The organism is Pseudomonas fluorescens group sp. PF-1, from assembly GCF_054481335.1.
Window position 1 is genome coordinate 102,704 of sequence record NZ_JBTMNG010000002.1, and the last position, 20,545, is coordinate 123,248.

Genomic DNA, 20,545 nt, shown 5'->3' on the forward strand with positions numbered 1-20,545 from the left:
TCACATTACCGTGGCCAATCCAAACCTTGTGGGAACGAGCCCGCCCGCGAATGGCTTCACGCCAGTTTCTGGGCAAGCACCGCAATATGCTCCGGCCCGATCCCGCAGCACCCGCCCAAATGGCTCGCCCCACGCTTGCGCCAATCCGCCGCCCATTGCAGGTAACCTGGCGGATCGAGATCGTCGCGCAACGGGTCCAGCCCATCGTTAGCCGTCGCCTCTTTCGGTTGCGGCGGGAAGGCATTGGCGTACGCGCCGATTTGAATGTTCACCCCCAACCGTTCAAACGCTTCCCGCGCCGCGTCAATCGCCGCGCCGATCACTTCCGGCTGGCTGCAGTTGAACAGCAACGTCTCGACGCCCAGCTCAACCGCCACTGCCGCCGCCTCGGCCACTGGCTCGCCAGAACGCAAACGCGGCACTTCGTCGACGTCTTCATCCTTCAAGGTAAACGACAGCCAGAACGGCTTGCCGTCCTTCGGCAGACCGGCGTGTATCGCTCGCGCCTCAACGATCGAGCTCTGGGTTTCCGCCAGCCATAGGTCAACATGCGGCGCGAGCCCCTTCACCAGTGGCGTCAGCAATTCAGTGACACGTTTGGCGTCGAACAGGTCCGGACGATAAGAACCAAACAGCGGAGGCAATGAACCTGCCACGCGCACCGGTTTGCCCGCCGCATCGACTGCTCGCCGCGCCAGCTCACCGGCCAACGCCGCGAGAGCCTGACCTTCAGCGGCGAAACGCTCTTCACCGATATGGAACGGCACCACCGCGTAGCTGTTGCTGGTGATCACATTCGCGCCGCTTTCGATATAAGCCGCGTGCACCGCCTCTACCGCTTGCGGTGCTTCGCTCAAGGCCAGCGCCGACCATTCGGGCTGCCTGAATGGAGCCCCTCGGCGCTGCAACTCGCGGCCCATGCCACCATCCAGAATCACTGTGCTTGCTGCGCCCATATGCTATTCACTCATAAGCTTATGAAAATAACTCACTACCAGAGTCGTTGTTATAACTATTTAATGCGCACCAATCGGTTAATAACAATCATTTTTTTATCAGGGATCGACTGTGAAATTCCAACCGCTACTGGCCCTGGGCCTGACGATTCTGGCTGCCTCCACCCAAGCCTTTGGCGGCGCCACGCTGGATCGCATCGAACAAAAGAAAGAGCTGGTGGGCGTGTTGATGGAAAGTTATCCACCGTTCTCGTTCCTCAACGACCAGAACCAACTCGACGGTTTCGACGTCGATGTGGCTAAAGCCGTGGCCGAGAAGCTGGGTGTGAAACTGCGCCTCGAAACCCCGTCCTGGGACGTGATTGCCGCTGGCCGCTGGAGTGGTCGTTACGATATCTGCATCTGCTCCATGACCCCGAGCAAGGCCCGCGCCGAGGTCTTCGACTTCCCGGTCGAGTACTACGCCTCGCCGGCGGTGATCGTGGTGAACGCCAAGGATGAACGCATTCACAATGCCAAGGACCTGAGCGGCAAGAAAGTTGGCCTCACCAGCGCCTCCAGCTACGAAAGCTACCTGAACAAAAACCTGGTGATCGAAGGCGCCGAAGACACGCAGTTGCAGTACCCGTTCGAAGACGTGCAGATCGCCCCGTATGACACCGACAACGTCGCCTTCCAGGACCTGGGCCTGGGGGCCGGGGTTCGACTGGACGCGATTCTCACTAACCTGGTGACCGCCCAACCGCGCCTGAACGAAGACAAGCGCTTCAAACTGGCCGGCGACCCGCTGTACTCGGAGCCGAACTCGGTCGCCATTGAAAAGGGCGACGCCCAGTGGGACAGCAAAGTGCGTGAAGTCTTCGCCCAGTTGAAACAGGACGGCACATTGAGCAAGCTCTCGCAAAAATGGATCGGCGCCGATATCAGTAAATGACTTCTTTCCAGCAACCTCCCCAGCCACCGCAACCGGTGGCTGAGTCACGACTGCAACGGATGTTCAGTTTCCGCACGCGTCTGTACCTGACCTGGGCGGCCATGCTCGGGTTGTTCACCAGTTTCTTCCTGAGCTTCGACCTGAAGTTCTCGATCATCCTCGACAAACTGCCCAACCTCGTCGGCCTGCACCTGGCGCCCAACGGCTTCCTGCAAGGTGCGGCGCTGACGCTGTTTCTGTGCCTGTGCTCTATCGTCGCCTCATCGCTGCTGGGTTTCATCACCGCCCTGGGGCGGCTGTCGAAAAGCGCCGTGGCGTTCGGCATCGCCAGTTTCTACGCCTCGTTCTTTCGCGGCACGCCATTGCTGATACAGATTCTGTTGATCTACCTCGGCCTGCCGCAACTGGGCGTCGTACCGGGCGCCATCGCAGCCGGGATCATCGCCCTGTCGCTGAATTACGGCGCCTACCTGAGCGAAATTTTTCGCGCAGGCATCGTCGGCGTTCCCCATGGCCAGCGGGAAGCATCACTGGCCCTGGGCATGCGCGAAACCGTGATTTTCTGGCGCGTCACCCTGCCCCAAGCCATGCGCACCATCATCCCGCCAACCACTAACCAGTTCATCTCCATGCTCAAGGACTCGTCGCTGATCTCGGTGATGGGGGTTTGGGAAGTGATGTTTTTGGCGCAATCCTATGGGCGGTCGAGCTATCGGTACATTGAGATGCTGACGACTGCGGCGGTGATTTACTGGCTGATGTCGATTGGATTGGAGTTGATTCAGGCAAGAATGGAGCGGCACTACGGGAAGGCGTATTTGCATAACCGATGAGTTCACTTGAAGTGTGGTGACTTCATAAATACGACTCGGCCAACAACCCAAAAAAAAGGGGAGCACATGCCCCCCCGAGGTTTAAAGCGTTTTATCGAGGCTGTTAAATCAGCCTTCGATCTCGATCAGGATTTCGCCCGGATTCACCCGGTCACCCTTGGCCACGTGAATGGCAGTGACCTTACCGGCGATGGCGGCCTGGACTTCGGTTTCCATCTTCATCGCTTCGGTGATCAGCACAGCCTGGCCAGCCTTGACGGTGTCGCCTTCCTTGACCAACACGTCGACGATGTTGCCCGGCATGGTGGTGCTGACGTGTCCCGGCTCAGTGGCTTGCTTGCGCTTGCTGCTGCCGCCGCTGACGAACTCGTTGAGCGGCTCGAACACGACTTCTTCCGGCATGCCATCGATGGACAGGTAGAAGTGACGCTTGCCTTCGGCCTTCACGCCCACGCCGGTGATGTCGACGCGGTAAGTTTCGCCATGGACGTCGATGACGAATTCGGTCGGTACGCCTTCGCCGCCCGCCGAGGCCATACCGCCGGCTTCTGGAATAGGCAACAACACTTCCGGCGTCAGGGTGCCAGCGGCACGCTCTTCAAGGAACTTGCGGCCAATGTCCGGGAACATGGCGAAGGTCAGCACATCCTCTTCAGACTTGGCCAGGGCACCGATGTCGGCACGCAGCTTGGCCATTTCCGGCTTGAGCAGGTCGGCCGGGCGAACGTCGATGACTTCTTCGCTGCCGATGGCCTGGCGACGCAGTTGCTCGTTCACGGTGCCCGGCGCCTTGCCGTAACCGCCTTGCAGATAGAGCTTCACTTCGTTGGTGATGGTCTTGTAACGCTCACCGGCGAGCACGTTGAAAAATGCCTGGGTGCCAACGATCTGCGAGGTCGGGGTTACCAGCGGCGGGAAGCCGAGGTCTTCGCGAACGCGCGGGATTTCAGCCAGCACTTCGCCCATACGGTTCAATGCGCCCTGCTCTTTCAACTGGTTGGCCAGGTTGGAAATCATCCCGCCCGGAACCTGGTTGACTTGAACACGGGTGTCGACGGCGGTGAATTCGCTTTCGAACTGGTGGTATTTCTTGCGCACGGCGTAGAAGTACAGGCCGATCTCTTGCAGCAGTTCCAGATTCAGGCCGGTGTCGAACTCGGTGCCTTTCAAGGCGGCAACCATCGACTCGGTGCCCGGGTGGCTGGTGCCAGAGGCGAAGCTGGAGATCGCGGTGTCGATGTGGTCGGCGCCGTTTTCGATCGCCTTGAGTTGGCACATCGCGGCCAGACCCGCGGTGTCGTGGGAGTGAATGAATACGGGCAGCGACTGCTCGGATTTCAAGGCCTTGACCAATTCGCCGGTGGCGTACGGCGTCAGCAGGCCGGCCATGTCCTTGATCGCCACCGAGTCGCAGCCCATGGCTTCCATTTGCTTGGCTTGCGCCACGAACGCGTCGATGGTGTGCACCGGGCTGGTGGTGTAGGCGATGGTGCCCTGGGCGTGTTTGCCGGCGGCTTTCACTGCTTCGATGGCCACGCGCAGGTTACGCACATCGTTCATCGCGTCAAAGATGCGGAAGACGTCGATGCCGTTGACCGCCGCCTTGGCCACGAACGCCCTGACCACGTCGTCGCTGTAGTGGCGGTAGCCCAACAGGTTCTGGCCGCGCAGGAGCATTTGCAGGCGGGTGTTAGGCAACGCGGCGCGCAGTTGACGCAGACGCTCCCACGGGTCTTCTTTGAGGAAGCGGACGCAGGCGTCGAAAGTCGCGCCGCCCCAGCACTCCAGCGACCAGTAGCCGACTTTGTCGAGCTTGTCGCAGATCGGCAGCATGTCTTCGGTGCGCATGCGCGTGGCGAGCAGCGATTGGTGGGCGTCGCGCAGGATGGTGTCGGTTACGTGAATCTTCTTGGACATTGTTTTATTCCTCACAGGCCTGCGTGGGCGGCGATGGCGGCGGCGATGGCCAGGGCCAGCTCTTCGGGTTTGCGCTTGATCGAGTAGTTGGTCAGTTCAGGGTGGCTTTCAACGAAGCTGGTGTTGAACTGGCCGCTACGGAATTCCGGGTTACGCAGGATTTCCTGGTAGTACGCGGCGGTGGTCTTGACCCCTTGCAGACGCATGTCGTCGAGGGCACGCAGGCCACGGTCCAGCGCTTCTTCCCAGGTCAACGCCCACACCACCAGTTTCAGGCACATGGAATCGTAGAACGGCGGAATGGTGTAACCGGTGTAGATCGCCGTGTCGGTCCGCACGCCCGGGCCGCCGGGAGCGTAGTAACGAGTGATCTTGCCGAAGCTCGGCAGGAAGTTGTTTTTGGGGTCTTCGGCGTTGATCCGGAACTGCAGGGCGAAACCACGGTGCTGGATGTCTTCCTGCTTCACCGAAAGCGGCAGCCCGGAGGCGATGCGGATCTGCTCGCGAACAATGTCGATGCCGGTGATTTCTTCGGTGATGGTGTGTTCCACTTGCACCCGGGTGTTCATTTCCATGAAGTACACCTCGCCCTCGGCGAGCAGGAACTCCACAGTGCCGGCGTTCTCGTAACCCACAGCCTTGGCTGCACGCACCGACAGGTCGCCGATGTAGGCGCGCTGTTCAGGGGTCAGTTGCGGGCTCGGGGCGATCTCGATCAGCTTTTGGTTGCGACGCTGGATCGAGCAATCACGCTCGAACAGGTGCACCACGTTGCCAAAGCTGTCGCCGAGGATCTGCGCTTCGATGTGCTTCGGGTTGACGATGCACTTTTCCAGAAAGACTTCCGCGGAACCGAACGCCTTGGTGGCTTCGGAAATGACGCGTGGGAAGGCTTGTTCGAGTTCTTCGCGGCTGTTGCAACGACGAATGCCGCGACCGCCACCACCGGAAGTGGCCTTGAGCATCACCGGGTAACCGATGCGATCGCCTTCAGTCAGGGCCTCTTCGATGCCCGACACGTTGCCTTCGGTGCCTGGAGTCACCGGCACGCCTGCCTTGATCATGCTGCGGCGAGCTTCGGTCTTGTCGCCCATGCGACGAATGACTTCAGCCGATGGACCAATGAATTTGATCCCGCGTTCGGCGCAGATGTCCGCCAGTTCGGCGTTTTCCGAAAGGAATCCGTAGCCGGGGTGCAGCGCATCGCAACCGGTTTCCACAGCCAGGTTCACCAACTTGCGCGGGTTCAGGTAACCGGCCAGCGGCTCGGCACCAATGCTGTGGGCTTCGTCCGCACGCTTCACATGCAGGGCATGACGGTCGGCGTCGGAATAGATCGCGACCGAGCGAATGCCCATTTCGGCGCAAGCACGCACGATTCGTACGGCAATCTCACCACGGTTGGCGATCAGGATCTTTTTTATCACTTGGAGGTTCCCATGAGCCGGTGGTACCCACGACCTGCTAGACCAGGTCGACGCGTGACCAAATGTTTCAATCTGGTCGCGGCCCCACACTAGCCCTCACAAGGAATTAACAAAAATGAATAATTATTGGGTCATGCATAAGTAAAGACTTATAGTTGAAACATCTGCCGGCGAAGAGAGCGAGCAAAAAATGCGTAAGTCATTGATGCGTATGACATTGCGTCAATTGCAGATTTTCAATGAAGTCTGTGACCTGAGGTCCTACAGCCGTGCAGCCGACGAAATGTCGCTCACACAACCGGCCGTTAGCCTACAGATTCGGCAACTTGAGGAACTGATTGGCCAGCCTTTGTTCGACTACGTCGGCAAGAAACTCTACATGACGGAAGCGGCGGAAGCCCTTCAACGCGCCAGCCGGGACATTTTCGGGCGCCTGGAAAACCTCGACATGCAGCTCTCGGACATGCAGGGCTCGCTGCAGGGCCAATTGAAGCTGGCGGTGGAATCCAGCGCCAAGTATTTCGTTCCGCACCTGTTTGCCGCCTTCAAGCGCCAGCACCCGGAAGTGAACCTGCAACTGACGGTGGTCAACCGCGGACAGGTGATTCGACGCCTGTCGGACAACCGCGACGACCTGGTAATCATGTCGATGGTGCCGCAGGACATGGGCCTGGAATTCTTGCCGTTCCTCAACAATCCCATCGTCGCCGTCGCGCCGCCGGATCATCCGCTGTGTCACATGGGGCCGCTGCGATTGCAGGATCTTGAGCCCTACACACTGCTGATGCGCGAGTCCGGCTCCGGGACGCGACTGGCTTGCGAAGAGTATTTCAAAGAGAAGCGCGTGCACTTCAACCAGACCCAGGAAGTCTCGTCAGCCGAAGCCCAGCGTGAATGCGTATTGGCGGGTCTGGGCGTGGCGCTGTTGACGCGCCACGCCCTGAACCTTGAACTGGCGACCGGCGGATTGATCGAGTTACCGGTCGAGGAGCTGCCGCTGTATCGCAGCTGGTGCCTGGTGCAGGCCAAGGCTAAACGGCTGTCACCGGTGGCTCACGCATTCCTTGCGTTCATTCGCAGCGAACGCGTACAGATCAGCGCGCTGGTTGAGCGTTTCGACGGGAAGCTGTCGATGCAGCCTGCCAAAAGTTGAGTTCCGGATCTTCAGGAAAATCACCAATCTCGGCCAGAAGCTGACGGCGTTCACAGCGATCTTCGATGGCGCGGCGAAATTCCATGCGGCGCTGATCTTCTTGCTGGCGACGGGTTTTGACAGCGCTGTTGCGTTCTTCGTAAGGCAGGGCCATTTCGAGTCTCCCAAGGCGAGTACGGGAGCTTCAAGATAGGCGCGCGGGATGACGCTTTGGCGGCTCTGAAGTTACAGACTGATGAAAATTTGTTGGTCGCCGCGGCACCTGTGGTGAGGGAGCTTGCTCCCTCGCCAAAAAGTCCACGCCAACCTTGAAATCATTCGTCCAGTGCTTTCACCGACTTGGGCGATAACCGCAAGCCGCGAAGGCTGCGCTTGACGCTCTTGAGGTGATTGACCAGGCTCGGACCACGGGCCATGGCCACCCCCATCGCCAGAACATCGATCACCACCAGGTGAGCAATGCGCGAGGTAAGCGGTGTGTAGATTTCGGTGTCTTCATGCACATCGATCGCCAGGTTGACGGTCGACAGTTCGGCCAACGGCGTCTGACTCGGACAAAGCGTGATCAATGACGCGCCGCTTTCACGCACCAGGTTGGCGGTGATCAGCAAATCCTTGGAACGTCCAGACTGGGAAATACAGATCGCCACGTCGGTCGGTTTCAGGGTCACCGCCGACATTGCCTGCATGTGAGGGTCGGAATAGGCCGCAGCCGTGAGCAGCAAACGGAAGAACTTGTGCTGGGCATCCGCCGCGACCGCACCCGATGCGCCGAAACCGTAGAATTCCACGCGCTGAGCCTGTGACATCAGCGTCACGGCTCGCTGCAACTCCAGGGGATCGAGCTTCTCGCGAACCTCCATCAAGGTGTGCAACGTGGTGTCGAAAATCTTCAGGCTGTAATCAGCGACCGAATCGTCTTCGTGGATCGCGAACTGCCCGAAGCTCGCGCCTGCCGCCAGGCTCTGGGCCAGCTTCAGCTTCAGGTCCTGGAACCCGGAGCAACCGATGGCGCGGCAAAAGCGCACGATGGTCGGCTCGCTGATGCCCACGCTATGGGCCAGATCAGCCATGGAACTGTGCATCACGGCCGCAGGATCAAGCAGCACGTGGTCGGCGACCTTGAGCTCCGACTTGCGTAACAGGTGGCGAGACTGGGCGATGTGTTGCAGCAGATTCAAAGGGGTGGACTCTTTGTTATGGGCAAGCGCCGGGGGATGTAGCAAGCTTGTAGTTATACTACATGAAACGGCTTTTTGCCTGCTCAATGCGTAACCAGATCCCTCGATTTCACGTGCCTGCGCTTCATGTAGCAGTCCTGCCTGATGCTTGAAGCAGCCCTTGCCTCCCCTTTTCGCGCTCACTACGGTCTTCAGCCGGCTAAGTGATGGTGCATCCCGACTCGCCAGAACAATAAAAACAATATACATAACCTTACAAACACAACTTTATTTTATTACCCGCAATCAAACTTTGCTCGATATATTAACGCCGCAGGAAGCAACAACAATTAATTAAAGGAACTCTATATCATGAGCATTAAAACCAAGAACTGGACCGCACAAATCGATCGCATGCCTGGCGCCAAATCTTTCCGCACCTTCGGTACTGTGACCGTTGCCCATACGGGCATCACACCCAAGCTTGAACTCAGTCCGATACAGGACAAATCCTATGACCTTAGCCTGGAGTTGAAACTTGAAACTTCCAATCAGATTTCTTTACAGGTCGAGACCGACAAACTTGTCGAATATAAAGTATCTGGCGAATCCTATGTCACCGGCGTCAGTATCTTTCACGACGGCAAGTTAATTCACCATATCGATGAAGTTCTGATGACCCACTAAAAAACATCATATTCCCGATTTCCCGTCGGCATTCAAAACTGCCCGACGGGAAGTCTTGCCATTCAACCGGCGAATTGCTCCCGCAACAGGATCGCCAGGCCCTGCGCCTCGATGGGCCGGCTGATCAGATACCCTTGCACCTCGTCGCAGTGCTCTTGCTTGAGGAATTCAAGTTGCTCCTGACGCTCGACCCCTTCCGCCACTACCTTCAACGACAAGCCGTGAGCCATGGCGATGATCGCCCGGGTAATCGCCGCGTCTTCGCTGCCCTCCCCCAGGCCTCGAATGAACGCCTGATCAATCTTCACGTAATCCACCGGGATGCGCTTGAGATAGCTCAGTGACGAATAGCCGGTACCGAAATCATCGATCGCCAGCTTCACGCCCAAATCACGTAACTGCTGGAAAGTCGCGATGATGTGCTCGACGCTGTCCAGCAACTGGCTTTCGGTGAGCTCCAGCTCCAGGTAACGCGGCGCCAGACCGGTTTCTTCCAGCACCTGCCGAACCAGGCTGACCAGTTTGCCCTGACGCAGTTGATGCACCGACAGATTGACCGACACCCGAATCGGCTCAAGCCCCTGTCGCTGCCACTCACAGGCCTGCCAGCAGGCCTGACGCAACACGAACTCGCCGATTGGACCGATCAGCCCGGTTTCTTCCGCCAGGCCGATGAAGTCTCCCGGCGGCACGCGACCCATGGTCGGGTGGTCCCAGCGCACCAAGGCTTCGGCAGCGTTCAGCTTGCCCGTGGCAAGACACAGCTTCGGCTGGTAGAACACCATCAACTGATTCTCATCGATGGCTTTGCGCAGCTGGTTTTCCAGCTGCAAGCGTTCCAGCGTGCTGGCTTGCAGGCTGTCGGTGTAGAACTGGAAATTATTGCCGCCCAGATGTTTGGCATGTTGCATGGCCATGTTCGACTGGCTGACCAACGCGGAAATCTCCCGGGCGTTGTCCGGCAACAGGCTGATGCCCATGGATGAGCTGACCACCAGTTCATGGCCATCGATGGTCAACGGCAAACGCAACTTATTCGACAAGCGCGTCGCTACCCGCGCCAGGCTCGAGAGGTTGCCGTAGGAATTGAATAACACAGCAAACTCATCGCCCGACAAACGCGCAATGGTGTCCGCCTCGGGCAGCGCGTTGACCAACCGCCGAGCCATTTTCTGCAGCAACTGATCGGCGACTTCGTGACCAAGACTATCGTTGAGCTGTTTGAAGCGATCCAGATTGATATGCAGCAGTGCCAGGCTGCGATAGCCGCCTTGGCGCACGCGCTGATGCGCTTCGCTGAGCCGTTCGCGGAACATCGCCCGGTTGGCCAGGCCCGTCAGTTCGTCGTAATGGGTCAGATAGCGCATGCGCTCTTCGGATTCTCGCCGCGCCGAAAGATCGGAGAAGAAGCCGACAATATGACTGACCTTTCCCCGAGTATCGCGCACAGTGTTCAATTGCAGCCATTGCGGGTACATCTCACCGTTCTTGCGGGTTTCCACCAGCTCACCCTGCCAGCTGCCGTATTGCTCCAGCGCCTGGTGAATCGCTCCGTAGTGTCGGCGCGCATCGCGACTGCAGGGCAGCTCGACGACGTTGCGCCCCAGCATGTCTTCGATCTCATAGCCAGTCACGCGGCTGAAGGCCTGATTGATGGCGATCAGGGCGTAATTGGGGTCAAAAATCACGATGCCTTCGCTGGCCGCCTCAAACACGGTCGCCGCCAGTCGCTGTTGCTCTTCGAGCGCCTTGCTGGCGCTGATGTCACGGCGGGTGCCGACCATGCGGATCACCCGGCCGTTTTCAGCGCGCTCCACCGCTCGCCCGCGATCTTCGATCCACACCCAGTGGCCGTCGGCATGACGCACGCGGTATTCGATCTGGTAATCCTCGGTGCGCCCCTTCAAATGCTCGACCAACGCCTTTCTCAGCGCAGGAAGATCGTCGGGATGCAGGCGCGGCTTGAGATGACGCAGCATGGCCGTCACGTATTCCGGCTCCAGGCCGAACAACTCCTGAATCAGGGTGTGATGAACCTCATCGGTTTGCAGGTTCCAGTCCCATAGACCCAGCTCACTGGCCTCCAATGCCAGGGCCAGTCGTGCCTCACTCTTGCTCAGCGCCTGGTTGGCGGCGTCCAGCTCCAGGCTGCGTTGTGCAACACGGCTTTCCAGGCCGGCCTGAATTTCACGCAGTTCGCCTTCGGCGCGACGGCGCTGCTCAACTTCGCTGGCCAGCTTTTGATTGAGCTGGTCGCTGCAGTTTTGCGCCTGCTGCAAATGCTCGATCAACGCCTGATTCTGGAAACGTCGCAATAACTCTCGATCGATCAGGCGGTTGACCTGCCAGGCCACCACGCTCAGGGCGCCCAACAAAATCAGGCCGAACCAGCCCCAGCCTTGCGCCTGCTCATCGCCGCCCCAGAACAGATAGGCGATGGCCGGCAACAAACAGGGCAAAGTGAACGACAGGAACCCCGGCAGGCTGACCGCATAGGCCACACTGGCTGAGAGTGCCGCGGCGCCGATCAGACCGAAAACCCAGGCCTGCTGGATGAAGTTATCGGCGGGAACCAGCGCGATGCCTGCGCCAGCGAGGGTCAAGCCCGTCAGACCGGAGCCCAGCAAAAACATGCGTCGCCAGACGGGATGCGCCTGACGGTTGGGAATCGCCGAATCGAAGGCGGCGACCTGAATGACGCGCAAGGCCACCAGGGACAGCAACCACACCATCCAGACACTGACCAGGAAGTACCGCTGCGGACTCCAGAGCAACCCGGCGCAGACCAGACCATTGATCAACATGAACAATGTCGGCAGCAAAGAGCCCTGATAAAGCAGACGCGTGCGTTCGACCGCCATTTCCATGGCGTATTGTTTACGGATAACCCGAGGCTCCACTGTGGGGCCCGACAGGTGGGAGCTGAAGATCATAGGCAATATTCTTGTTCTTATAATGACGAGCACAGGCCCGAAACGTGAACGGAGCATACACAAGCAAATGCCCGGACCAAACAGCTACAGGTTAAAAAACAGTCAAAAGTACGACCACCCGTCTCGGGAGTAAAAGCCGCTGGGCAAGGCCGGCCAGCGCCTGCGGACAATGACTGACCGGTCGTCCCGCGCGCCTCTTTCATCGGCTAAAACAAAGCGGGGTTTGCCCGGTGTGACGCAGCCCCCTAGAATGCCCCGATGCGCGATGATCTCTCCCTTCTGCTGAACTCCCTCAACGATGCCCAACGGCAGGCCGTAGCAGCCCCCGTGGGTCGTCAGTTGGTCCTGGCCGGTGCTGGTTCCGGTAAAACCCGAGTGCTGGTGCACCGTATCGCCTGGTTGATCCAGGTCGAAAACGCTTCGCCCCACTCCATTCTGTCGGTGACCTTTACCAACAAGGCGGCTGCCGAGATGCGTCATCGCATCGAACAGTTAATGGGTATCAACCCGGCCGGCATGTGGGTCGGCACCTTCCACGGCCTGGCGCACCGCCTGTTGCGGGCGCACTGGCAGGAAGCCGGGCTGAGCCAGACATTCCAGATTCTCGACAGCGACGATCAGCAGCGACTGGTCAAGCGGGTCATCCGCGAGCTCGGCCTGGACGAACAACGCTGGCCGGCCCGTCAGGCTCAATGGTTCATCAACGGGCAGAAAGACGAAGGTCTGCGTCCGCAACACATTCAAGCCAGCGGCGACCTGTTTCTGGCCACCATGCGCAGCATCTATGAAGCCTACGAGGCCGCGTGCCTGCGTGCGGGTGTCATCGACTTTTCCGAACTGCTGTTGCGCGCACTGGACCTGTGGCGCGATCACCCGGGACTGCTGGCGCATTATCAGAAGCGTTTCCGCCACATTCTGGTGGATGAGTTCCAGGACACCAACGCCGTGCAGTACGCCTGGTTGCGTCTGCTGGCCAAGGGTGGCGACAGCCTGATGGTGGTTGGCGACGACGACCAGTCGATTTACGGCTGGCGTGGCGCGAAAATCGAGAACATCTATCAGTACTCCGAAGACTTCCCGGACGCCCAAACCATTCGCCTGGAGCAGAACTACCGCTCCACCGCCGGGATTCTCAAGGCCGCCAACGCCTTGATCGCCAACAACACCGGGCGCTTGGGCAAAGAGCTGTGGACTGACGGCGGCGAAGGCGAAGCCATCAATCTGTACGCTGCGTTCAACGAACACGACGAAGCTCGCTATGTTGTCGAAACCATCGAAAGCGCGCTGAAAACCGGCCTGGCCCGTAGCGATATCGCCATTTTGTATCGCTCCAACGCCCAATCGCGCGTTTTGGAAGAAGCCTTGCTGCGTGAGCGCATCCCGTACCGCATCTATGGTGGGCAGCGCTTCTTCGAACGCGCGGAAATCAAGAACGCCATGGCCTACCTGCGCTTGCTTGAAGGTCGAGGCAACGATGCGGCACTGGAACGGGTGATCAACGTCCCGGCCCGTGGCATTGGCGAGAAAACCGTCGAAGCGATTCGTGACCACGCGCGCCACAGCGATGTGTCGATGTGGGAAGCCATGCGTCAGCTCGTGGCCAACAAGGGCCTGACCGGTCGCGCGGCCAGCGCTCTGGGCGCGTTTGTCGAGCTGATCGAGAATCTCGCTGCCAAATGCATGGAGATGCCGCTGCACCTGATGACCCAGACCGTCATCGAGCAGTCCGGGCTGATTGCCTATCACGAAGCGGAAAAAGGCGAGAAAGGCCAGGCCCGGGTGGAAAACCTTGAGGAACTGGTCAGCGCAGCGCGCAACTTCGAAAACAGCGAAGAAGACGAGGACCTGACGCCACTGGCGGCGTTCCTCGGTCATGCGTCGCTGGAGGCCGGGGATACCCAGGCCGACGAGCACGAAGACAGCATTCAGTTGATGACTTTGCACAGCGCCAAGGGCCTGGAATTCCCTTATGTGTTCCTGGTGGGCATGGAAGAAGGCCTGTTCCCGCACAAGATGAGTCTGGAAGAGCCCGGCCGTCTTGAGGAGGAACGTCGCCTGGCCTATGTCGGCATCACCCGGGCCATGCAGAACCTGGTGATGACCTATGCTGAAACCCGACGTCTGTACGGCAGCGAGACCTACAACAAAGTCTCGCGTTTCGTACGCGAAGTGCCGAAAGGCCTGATTCAGGAAGTGCGCCTTTCCAACAGCGTCAGCCGTCCTTTCAGTGGCAACCAGTCGATGAGTGGCAGCAACCTGTTCAGCGGCAGCGAGATCCCGCAGACCGGCTTCAGCCTGGGGCAGACCGTACGCCACTCAGTGTTTGGCGATGGTGTGATCCTCAACTTCGAAGGCGCCGGGGCCCAGGCCCGCGTGCAAGTGAACTTCAGCGAAGGCAGCAAGTGGCTGATGTTGGGGTATGCGAAGCTGGAAGCGATCTAGCTTTTCTGCAGGCCGACATTTGAATTCAAGGTGCGATGAGATGGGCTCAGGCTTTTTTTCTTCCTGGACGTTCTGGGCCCTGTTATCGGCGGCATTCGCGGCAATGACGGCCATTTTCGCGAAAGTCGGCATTGAAAACGTCAATTCCGACTTTGCCACCCTGTTGCGTACCATCGTGGTCCTGGTCAGCCTGGCCTTGATTTTGTGCGCCACGGGCCAATATCAGTCACTGGGATCGATTTCCCCCAAGAGCTATCTGTTCCTGCTGCTGTCGGGGCTGGCCACTGGCGCATCGTGGATTTGCTACTTCCGCGCGCTCAAGGTCGGCCCTGCCTCACTGGTCGCTCCGGTGGACAAACTCAGCGTGGTGCTGGTCGCGGTGCTCGGCGTGATCCTGCTGGGTGAAAAACTCGACCTGCGCCAATGGAGCGGAATCGGTCTGATCACGGCCGGCGTCGTCATGCTGGCGCTGCGACGCTAGTGATCTTCCCTACAGAACTTATCCACTTATCTTACAGACCAAAGTTAACAGGCCTTATTGCATTGACTAAAGCTGAATGAAACCTGTCAAGCAAAAGCCCGAAACACTCTGCCGCTAGCCAGTGACACTTCAGCTGTGCAACATGGCGCGCGTGCCCTCCACAAACGGGAATTCCCTTTATGAAACGTTTTCTTAGCATCGCCATGGCGCTGTGCATTGGCCTGACGATGAGTCTCGACGTCAATGCCGCCAAGCGCTTCGGTGGTGGCAAAAGCGCCGGCGCGGCGCCGACGCACCAAACCAGCCAGATGGCACCTTCTTCTCCAGGCATGGGCGGCGCTGCTGCGACCGCTGGCGCTGCAGGTGCCGCGGGTGCCGCAGCCAAGGCCGGTGGTGCTTCGCGCTGGCTCGGCCCTCTGGCCGGCATCGCCGCCGGTGGCCTGTTGGCGTCCATGTTCATGGGCGGTGGCTTCCAGGGCATGCAGATCTTCGACATCCTGATCATGGCGGTCATCGCCTTCCTGATCTTCCGCTTTATTGCCGCTCGTCGTCGCAAGCAGCAGGAGCACATGGCTCCGGCAGGTTACGCCCCCATGCAGCGTGAAGTGTTCGAGCAGAAGCCTGCCGGCGGCTCGATCTTCGGCGGTTCGGCCGCACCGGTTGCTGCACGTCCGGTGATCAATGCGCCAGCCTGGTTCAATGAAAAGAACTTCATCGAAGCGGCCCGCAACCATTTCCAGTCCCTGCAACAACACTGGGATGCCAACGAAATGGACAAGATCGCCGAGTTCGTGACCCCGCAAATGCTGGATTTCCTCAAGCGCGAACGTGCCGATCTGGGCGACGGCTTCCAGTCCACCTACATCGATAACCTCGTTGTACAACTGGACGGTGTGGATGATCGCGCCGACAAGACCATCGCCACCCTGACCTTCAGCGGCGTGTCGAAAACCTCGCGTTTCGACCAGGGCGAAGTGTTCAGTGAAAGCTGGAACATGGAACGTGCCCAGGGCGAAAACCAGCCTTGGCTGGTGGCCGGTATCCGCCAGAACGGCTGATTGACCTACGCGCCTTACGTGCAGTAATAGAAAACCCCGGACTCGTCCGGGGTTTTCTATTTCACGGTTGCATCTATAGCGAGCTACTGTATAAACCGCCCCATATAAACCGCGCCATTCAAGCAAGAGGATCCCGGACGTGGAAGAAATCATCGAACAGCTGCGTGAAGCCAATGAACCGGTACCGGTCCCCTTGGAGTTGCCGGACGAAGACCTGCTGGTGGAAATCGAAGAACAGCTGTTCATCGACATTCCCTTCGTCTTCAGAGAGTTTCTGCTGACCGTCAGCGACGTGGTCTACGGCAGCCTGGAGCCGGTGACCGTCACCGACCCACAATCCCATACTTACCTGCCGGACGTTGCCGCCAACGCCTGGGACGCTGGCGTTGATCGCAGCATGATTCCAATCTGCCAGGACGGTGATGACTACTACGTGGTCGAAGAGGATGGCACCGTGGCGCTTTGGCAGGCCGAAGACGAGCTGCTCGCCGAAGAAACCTGGGAATCGGTTTGGCACTGGGCGCGGGACGTCTGGCTGGAAAGCTGAGTGCGCAGACGCCCCCAACGGGTCAGTGCCCGGATGAGTCCTTGTGATTGTCCAGAGTATCCAGCAACGCAATTTGCATCCTGGTGTGGACACGGATAAACCAGCGCCACAGCAGCGCCGCCACGGCGGCTGCGACCACGACGATCAGCATCAGCAACTTGTTGGTCGGCAGAATACTGGCCGACAAGGCTGCCAACAGCAGGAAGATCACCAACAGCGAGAGGATCGGGATGACTTCTGCAATCACCCGACGCACTCGCTGTGTGTGGCGCCCGGCCATCTCCGGCTTCACGCCCATTTCCGCCAGCAACATCGACAGTGCCTTGAGCTTGCGATACGCGGCAATCAGGAAGGGTAGCGACAATAGCAGCGCTCCACCCCATATCAGCGCCTTCTGCCAGCTCGGATCGCTGATCAGATCTTGCACATAGGCGGACACTTTCTCGGCGAAATAAGCGCCGGCGAAGAAGATCGCGATCACCAATGCCAGATTGACCCCAACTTGCAGCAGAATTCGTCGAATCATCGATGCCAGCAGCGCACCCTCGCCCTGCGGCTGGATGCTGCGAAGCCATTCGCCATACATCCCCAGTACTCGCCCCAGACGCTGCGGCATCACGGCGGCCAGCTTGATCGACAAAGGATCGGCCGCGCGAATCAAATAGGGTGTCAGCAGCGTGGTAATCACCGATACCGCCACCGCCACCGGATACAGGAAGTTGCTGGTGACCTGCAGGGTCATGCCCAGGGCAGCGATGATGAAAGAAAATTCGCCGATCTGCGACAGCCCCATCCCCACCCGCAGTGAGGTGCGTCCGTCATTGCCGGCGATAAAGGCGCCAAGACCGCAGGACAACATCTTGCCGAGCACTACGGCGACGGTGATCACCGCAATCGGCCAGGCATATTGCAGCAGGATCATCGGGTCCAGCATCAACCCGATGGCGACGAAGAAAATCGCACTGAACAAATCGCGAACCGGTTCGATCAGGCGCTCGATCTTCAGCAACTGCCGGGACTCGGCCATGATTGCACCGATCAGGAACGCGCCCAGCACCATGCTGTATTCAAGTTTGACCACTAGCAGGCAGAAGCCAAAACACAGGCCCAGCACCGTGATCAGCAGCATTTCATTGCTCTCGAATCTGGCCACATAGGCCAGCAATCGCGGTACCAACAGAATGCCGATGACCAGCGCGACGATCATGAACAGCGAGAGCTTGCCGACCGTGGAGAATACTTCGCCGGAGCTGACCGTGCCGCTGACCGCGATACTCGATAGCAAAGCGATGATGCCGATGCCCAGAATGTCCTCGACGATCAACACCCCGAAAATCAGCTGCGCAAAGCGCTCGTTCTTCATCTTCAGATCGTTGAGCGCCTTGACGATGATGGTGGTCGAGGAAATCGCCAGGATCGCGCCCAGGAACAGCGAATCCATGGTGTTCCAGTCGAACCATCGGCCTATCTCGTAACCGATCCAGATCATCAGCACGATTTCCAGGAACGCCGCGATAAACGCTGTGGCGCCCACCTTGAACAACTTGCGCAGACTGAACTCCAGACCCAGGCAGAACATCAGGAAAATCACCCCCAGCTCGGCCAGGGTCTTGATGGTTTCTTCGTCGTGGATCAAGCCGAACGGCGGGGTGTGTGGGCCAATGATGAAGCCGGCGACGATATAGCCCAGAACCACCGGTTGCTTGAACCGATGAAAAAGCACGGTTACCACACCTGCGACCAGCATGATGACTGCCAAATCCTGAATGAAACTGATGGCATGCATGGTGTGAGGCTCCTTGACTGACATCGCTCAATCGGACGCAGGAAAAGTCTGATCAAGCAGGGTAATAAATCCGCTTTCCGCGTAGGAATTGCCCCTGGATATGGGCTTTTGAAGGGTAACACCGCGACTTCCGGCAGAAAGGCAGTGCAATATAAGGAAACAGATCGATCCGGCGTGACGGCGGCGCACGCTGCGGCGTCCCGATAACGTTGGTTTGAAAAAACCGTACAGGCACCCGCAGAGGTGCGTCCCCTCAGACCTTGCCTTGACCCGTGAGAATGCTATGGAACCCGGAAACGCCCAGCTGTCGATGACGGTATTGATGACCCCTGACATGGCCAACTTCTCTGGCAATGTTCACGGCGGGACCTTGCTCAAATACCTCGATGAAGTGGCCTACGCTTGCGCCAGCCGTTATGCCGGACGCTACGTGGTGACCCTGTCGGTAGACCAGGTGATTTTCCGTGAGCCGATTCATGTCGGCGAACTGGTGACCTTCCTCGCTTCGGTCAACTACACCGGCAACACTTCGATGGAGGTGGGCATCAAGGTAGTGACCGAAAACATTCGTGAGCGCTCGGTGCGCCACACCAACAGCTGCTTTTTCACCATGGTCGCGGTGGATGACCAGCGCAAACCGGCAGCCGTGCCGCCCCTGCAACCGCAAAACAGTGAAGACAAGCGTCGCTACATGCAGGCTCAACAGCGCCGACAGATTCGCCAGGAACTGGAAAAGCGTTATCAGGAAATCAAGGGCGACGCTTAAGGCAAAAGATCGCAGCTGCCGCAGGCTGCGATCTTTTTTCGCGATCGGCTTACAAACTGATCGAAGTCGCTTCAAACCGCACCCGCGGATGGGCAATCCGGTCCTGCGCCCGCACCAGCTCCAGTTCATAACTGGCGCAGGCCTGGGTTTCCAGCAACACCTCATGCACCGCCGACGCGGCGAATTCGAAAGCGGCCACCAGACTGTCACCCAGCAGTACACGAGCCAGGAACAGCCCGGAGGTCAGGTCGCCAACACCCACCGGCTGACGCGGGAACGCCAGCAGCGGACGCTGCAAATGCCAGCTGCCTTCTGCGGTCACCAGGAGCATCTCGAAGACGTCCGGCGTTTTGCCGGGATAGTCCAGATGCTTGACCAGCACCGCCTTCGGACCGCGCGTCAGCAACGCTCGCGCCATCGCCAGGCAATCGAACAGCGACTGCGGCTTGCGCCCCGAAAAGCTGTCGAGCTCCAATTGATTCGGGCACATGAAGTCCGCCACGGCGGCGGCCTCTTCCAGCAGGAAATCACTGACTTCCGCCGGCACGCTGCAACCTTTCTCCGGATGCCCCATCACTGGGTCACACAGGTACAAGGCCTTGGGATTCATCGACTTGATCCGCGCCACACCCGTGAGGATGGCCCGGCCTTGGGCCGCACTGCCGAGATAGCCCGACAACACCGCATCGCAATTGCCCAGTTCGCCAATCGCCGCGATACCTTCAACCAGGTCGGGGATCTGATGAGGCGCCAGCACTTCGCCGGTCCATTGGCCGTACTGAGTGTGGTTGGAGAACTGCACGGTATTGAGCGGCCATACATTTACCCCGACCCGCTGCATCGGGAAAACCGCGGCACTGTTGCCAGCGTGGCCGAACACCACGTGGGACTGGATAGCGAGCAGATGGGGTGTACGTTTCATGCGGTGAGTTATCCGTAAAACGATTGAAATTCGAGCCGCGCAGTATGCGACTAAACGCAGCCTGTACGACAGACCGGCGACGCAGTTAAGCTGACACTATCTTGTTGGAGCACCCTGTTGATGCTGACCCTTGGAAATATTTTCGTGCTGATGTTGTTCGCCACGGCGGGCGCTTGGCTTTGGCACAACCACGGCCTGCGCGAACGAGCGCTGGAGCGGGTCAAGCAGCATTGCGGCAAACTCGGAATCGAGTTGCTGGATGGCAACGTGGCGTTGAAAAAAATCGGCTTCATCAAGGATGCCAGTGGTCGTCGGCGCCTGGCCCGTGTGTATAACTTCGAATTCACCGTGACGGGCGAAACTCGCCACAACGGCACCATCACCCAGTTCGGCGCCCACAGTGCGCAGATCGAATTGGCACCCTACCCGGCACCGTTCGACGACACGCCACCGGTGGTCGATGTAGCGAGGCCCAGTGCCGAAGTGATCGAACTGAGCCATTGGCGGCAAGAACACAGCAAATGGCGGCCTTGAGCGCGGCGA

Annotated in this window: 18 protein-coding genes; 10 read left to right on the forward strand and 8 right to left on the reverse strand. The window is 58.9% G+C overall.

Annotated features, from left to right (window positions below):
- Window positions 1-56: 56 nt before the first annotated feature.
- Window positions 57-956: a homocysteine S-methyltransferase family protein gene (locus ACX3YD_RS15130; RefSeq protein WP_090466316.1), complete on the reverse strand. Its 900-nt coding sequence runs from the start codon at window positions 954-956 to the stop codon at window positions 57-59.
- Between the two features lie 112 nt (window positions 957-1,068).
- On the opposite strand from ACX3YD_RS15130, the gene ACX3YD_RS15135 reads away from it, so the two are divergent.
- Window positions 1,069-1,890 (forward strand): ABC transporter substrate-binding protein, encoded by an 822-nt coding sequence (locus ACX3YD_RS15135; protein ID WP_047535257.1) that lies wholly within the window; start codon window positions 1,069-1,071, stop codon window positions 1,888-1,890.
- The gene (locus ACX3YD_RS15140) at window positions 1,887-2,723 is read left to right on the forward strand and encodes an amino acid ABC transporter permease (RefSeq protein ID WP_458960450.1); all 837 of its coding nucleotides are present in this window, start codon (window positions 1,887-1,889) and stop codon (window positions 2,721-2,723) included. Before ACX3YD_RS15135 ends, ACX3YD_RS15140 begins: the two co-directional genes overlap by 4 nt.
- Window positions 2,724-2,831: 108 nt before the next feature.
- Here ACX3YD_RS15140 and oadA read toward each other — a convergent pair whose 3' ends face one another.
- Together oadA and ACX3YD_RS15150 are read right to left on the reverse strand one after the other, a co-directional pair.
- Window positions 2,832-4,640: a sodium-extruding oxaloacetate decarboxylase subunit alpha gene (gene oadA, locus ACX3YD_RS15145; RefSeq protein WP_458960451.1), complete on the reverse strand. Its 1,809-nt coding sequence runs from the start codon at window positions 4,638-4,640 to the stop codon at window positions 2,832-2,834.
- Between the two features lie 11 nt (window positions 4,641-4,651).
- Window positions 4,652-6,067, reverse strand: a complete 1,416-nt coding sequence (locus tag ACX3YD_RS15150; protein ID WP_103402976.1) for an acetyl-CoA carboxylase biotin carboxylase subunit — start codon at window positions 6,065-6,067, stop codon at window positions 4,652-4,654.
- A 190-nt stretch (window positions 6,068-6,257) separates the two neighbouring features.
- On the opposite strand from ACX3YD_RS15150, the gene ACX3YD_RS15155 reads away from it, so the two are divergent.
- Window positions 6,258-7,220, forward strand: a complete 963-nt coding sequence (locus ACX3YD_RS15155; protein WP_047535268.1) for a LysR family transcriptional regulator — start codon at window positions 6,258-6,260, stop codon at window positions 7,218-7,220.
- Here ACX3YD_RS15155 and ACX3YD_RS15160 read toward each other — a convergent pair.
- Window positions 7,162-7,374 (reverse strand): PA3496 family putative envelope integrity protein, encoded by a 213-nt coding sequence (locus ACX3YD_RS15160; protein WP_081997966.1) that lies wholly within the window; start codon window positions 7,372-7,374, stop codon window positions 7,162-7,164. The genes ACX3YD_RS15155 and ACX3YD_RS15160 overlap by 59 nt on opposite strands.
- Window positions 7,375-7,534: 160 nt before the next feature.
- Complete coding sequence (hexR, locus tag ACX3YD_RS15165; RefSeq protein WP_047535270.1) at window positions 7,535-8,401, reverse strand: transcriptional regulator HexR; 867 nt, start codon at window positions 8,399-8,401, stop codon at window positions 7,535-7,537.
- 351 nt (window positions 8,402-8,752) lie between these two features.
- On the opposite strand from hexR, the gene ACX3YD_RS15170 reads away from it, so the two are divergent.
- Window positions 8,753-9,067: a hypothetical protein gene (locus ACX3YD_RS15170; RefSeq protein ID WP_103402977.1), complete on the forward strand. Its 315-nt coding sequence runs from the start codon at window positions 8,753-8,755 to the stop codon at window positions 9,065-9,067.
- Between the two features lie 62 nt (window positions 9,068-9,129).
- Here the strand turns inward: ACX3YD_RS15170 and ACX3YD_RS15175 are convergent, their stop codons facing one another.
- The gene (locus ACX3YD_RS15175; RefSeq protein WP_103402978.1) at window positions 9,130-12,000 is read right to left on the reverse strand and encodes an EAL domain-containing protein; all 2,871 of its coding nucleotides are present in this window, start codon (window positions 11,998-12,000) and stop codon (window positions 9,130-9,132) included.
- Window positions 12,001-12,258: 258 nt separating this feature from the next.
- Between ACX3YD_RS15175 and uvrD the strand changes: the two genes are divergently transcribed.
- The 4 genes from uvrD (at window position 12,259) to ACX3YD_RS15195 (ending at window position 16,528) form a co-directional block, all read left to right on the forward strand.
- Window positions 12,259-14,442 carry a DNA helicase II gene (uvrD, locus tag ACX3YD_RS15180; protein ID WP_458960452.1) on the forward strand — a complete coding sequence of 728 codons (2,184 nt, stop codon included), beginning with the start codon at window positions 12,259-12,261 and terminating at the stop codon, window positions 14,440-14,442.
- A gap of 40 nt (window positions 14,443-14,482) precedes the next feature.
- Window positions 14,483-14,923 (forward strand): EamA family transporter, encoded by a 441-nt coding sequence (locus ACX3YD_RS15185; protein ID WP_103402980.1) that lies wholly within the window; start codon window positions 14,483-14,485, stop codon window positions 14,921-14,923.
- A 179-nt stretch (window positions 14,924-15,102) separates the two neighbouring features.
- Window positions 15,103-15,981, forward strand: a complete 879-nt coding sequence (locus ACX3YD_RS15190) for a Tim44 domain-containing protein (RefSeq protein WP_103402981.1) — start codon at window positions 15,103-15,105, stop codon at window positions 15,979-15,981.
- A gap of 139 nt (window positions 15,982-16,120) precedes the next feature.
- Window positions 16,121-16,528 carry an SMI1/KNR4 family protein gene (locus ACX3YD_RS15195; RefSeq protein ID WP_047535286.1) on the forward strand — a complete coding sequence of 136 codons (408 nt, stop codon included), beginning with the start codon at window positions 16,121-16,123 and terminating at the stop codon, window positions 16,526-16,528.
- A gap of 22 nt (window positions 16,529-16,550) precedes the next feature.
- Here the strand turns inward: ACX3YD_RS15195 and ACX3YD_RS15200 are convergent, their stop codons facing one another.
- Window positions 16,551-18,314 carry a cation:proton antiporter gene (locus ACX3YD_RS15200; RefSeq protein ID WP_047535289.1) on the reverse strand — a complete coding sequence of 588 codons (1,764 nt, stop codon included), beginning with the start codon at window positions 18,312-18,314 and terminating at the stop codon, window positions 16,551-16,553.
- Between the two features lie 283 nt (window positions 18,315-18,597).
- Between ACX3YD_RS15200 and ACX3YD_RS15205 the strand changes: the two genes are divergently transcribed.
- Window positions 18,598-19,080: an acyl-CoA thioesterase gene (locus ACX3YD_RS15205; RefSeq protein WP_003229693.1), complete on the forward strand. Its 483-nt coding sequence runs from the start codon at window positions 18,598-18,600 to the stop codon at window positions 19,078-19,080.
- A 49-nt stretch (window positions 19,081-19,129) separates the two neighbouring features.
- On the opposite strand, the gene pdxY is transcribed toward ACX3YD_RS15205, so the two are convergent.
- A complete protein-coding gene (gene pdxY, locus ACX3YD_RS15210) occupies window positions 19,130-20,002 on the reverse strand; it encodes a pyridoxal kinase PdxY (protein ID WP_047535295.1) in 873 nt (290 codons plus the stop codon).
- Between the two features lie 120 nt (window positions 20,003-20,122).
- Here pdxY and ACX3YD_RS15215 point away from each other — a divergent pair, with 120 nt between their 5' ends.
- The gene (locus ACX3YD_RS15215) at window positions 20,123-20,536 is read left to right on the forward strand and encodes a DUF3301 domain-containing protein (protein ID WP_047535298.1); all 414 of its coding nucleotides are present in this window, start codon (window positions 20,123-20,125) and stop codon (window positions 20,534-20,536) included.
- Window positions 20,537-20,545: the final 9 nt, after the last annotated feature.

What these genes read in the sequence shown, in the direction of transcription:
- ACX3YD_RS15185 (WP_103402980.1), top strand. Translation starts at nt 14,483, where the DNA reads ATGGGCTCAGGCTTTTTTTCTTCCTGGACGTTCTGGGCCCTGTTATCG.
- ACX3YD_RS15175 (WP_103402978.1), bottom strand. Translation starts at nt 12,000, where the DNA reads ATGATCTTCAGCTCCCACCTGTCGGGCCCCACAGTGGAGCCTCGGGTT.
- ACX3YD_RS15190 (WP_103402981.1), top strand. Translation starts at nt 15,103, where the DNA reads ATGAAACGTTTTCTTAGCATCGCCATGGCGCTGTGCATTGGCCTGACG.
- ACX3YD_RS15200 (WP_047535289.1), bottom strand. Translation starts at nt 18,314, where the DNA reads ATGCATGCCATCAGTTTCATTCAGGATTTGGCAGTCATCATGCTGGTC.
- oadA (WP_458960451.1), bottom strand. Translation starts at nt 4,640, where the DNA reads ATGTCCAAGAAGATTCACGTAACCGACACCATCCTGCGCGACGCCCAC.
- ACX3YD_RS15155 (WP_047535268.1), top strand. Translation starts at nt 6,258, where the DNA reads ATGCGTAAGTCATTGATGCGTATGACATTGCGTCAATTGCAGATTTTC.
- uvrD (WP_458960452.1), top strand. Translation starts at nt 12,259, where the DNA reads ATGCGCGATGATCTCTCCCTTCTGCTGAACTCCCTCAACGATGCCCAA.
- ACX3YD_RS15160 (WP_081997966.1), bottom strand. Translation starts at nt 7,374, where the DNA reads ATGGCCCTGCCTTACGAAGAACGCAACAGCGCTGTCAAAACCCGTCGC.
- ACX3YD_RS15170 (WP_103402977.1), top strand. Translation starts at nt 8,753, where the DNA reads ATGAGCATTAAAACCAAGAACTGGACCGCACAAATCGATCGCATGCCT.
- ACX3YD_RS15140 (WP_458960450.1), top strand. Translation starts at nt 1,887, where the DNA reads ATGACTTCTTTCCAGCAACCTCCCCAGCCACCGCAACCGGTGGCTGAG.
- pdxY (WP_047535295.1), bottom strand. Translation starts at nt 20,002, where the DNA reads ATGAAACGTACACCCCATCTGCTCGCTATCCAGTCCCACGTGGTGTTC.
- ACX3YD_RS15130 (WP_090466316.1), bottom strand. Translation starts at nt 956, where the DNA reads ATGGGCGCAGCAAGCACAGTGATTCTGGATGGTGGCATGGGCCGCGAG.
- ACX3YD_RS15215 (WP_047535298.1), top strand. Translation starts at nt 20,123, where the DNA reads ATGCTGACCCTTGGAAATATTTTCGTGCTGATGTTGTTCGCCACGGCG.
- ACX3YD_RS15205 (WP_003229693.1), top strand. Translation starts at nt 18,598, where the DNA reads ATGGAACCCGGAAACGCCCAGCTGTCGATGACGGTATTGATGACCCCT.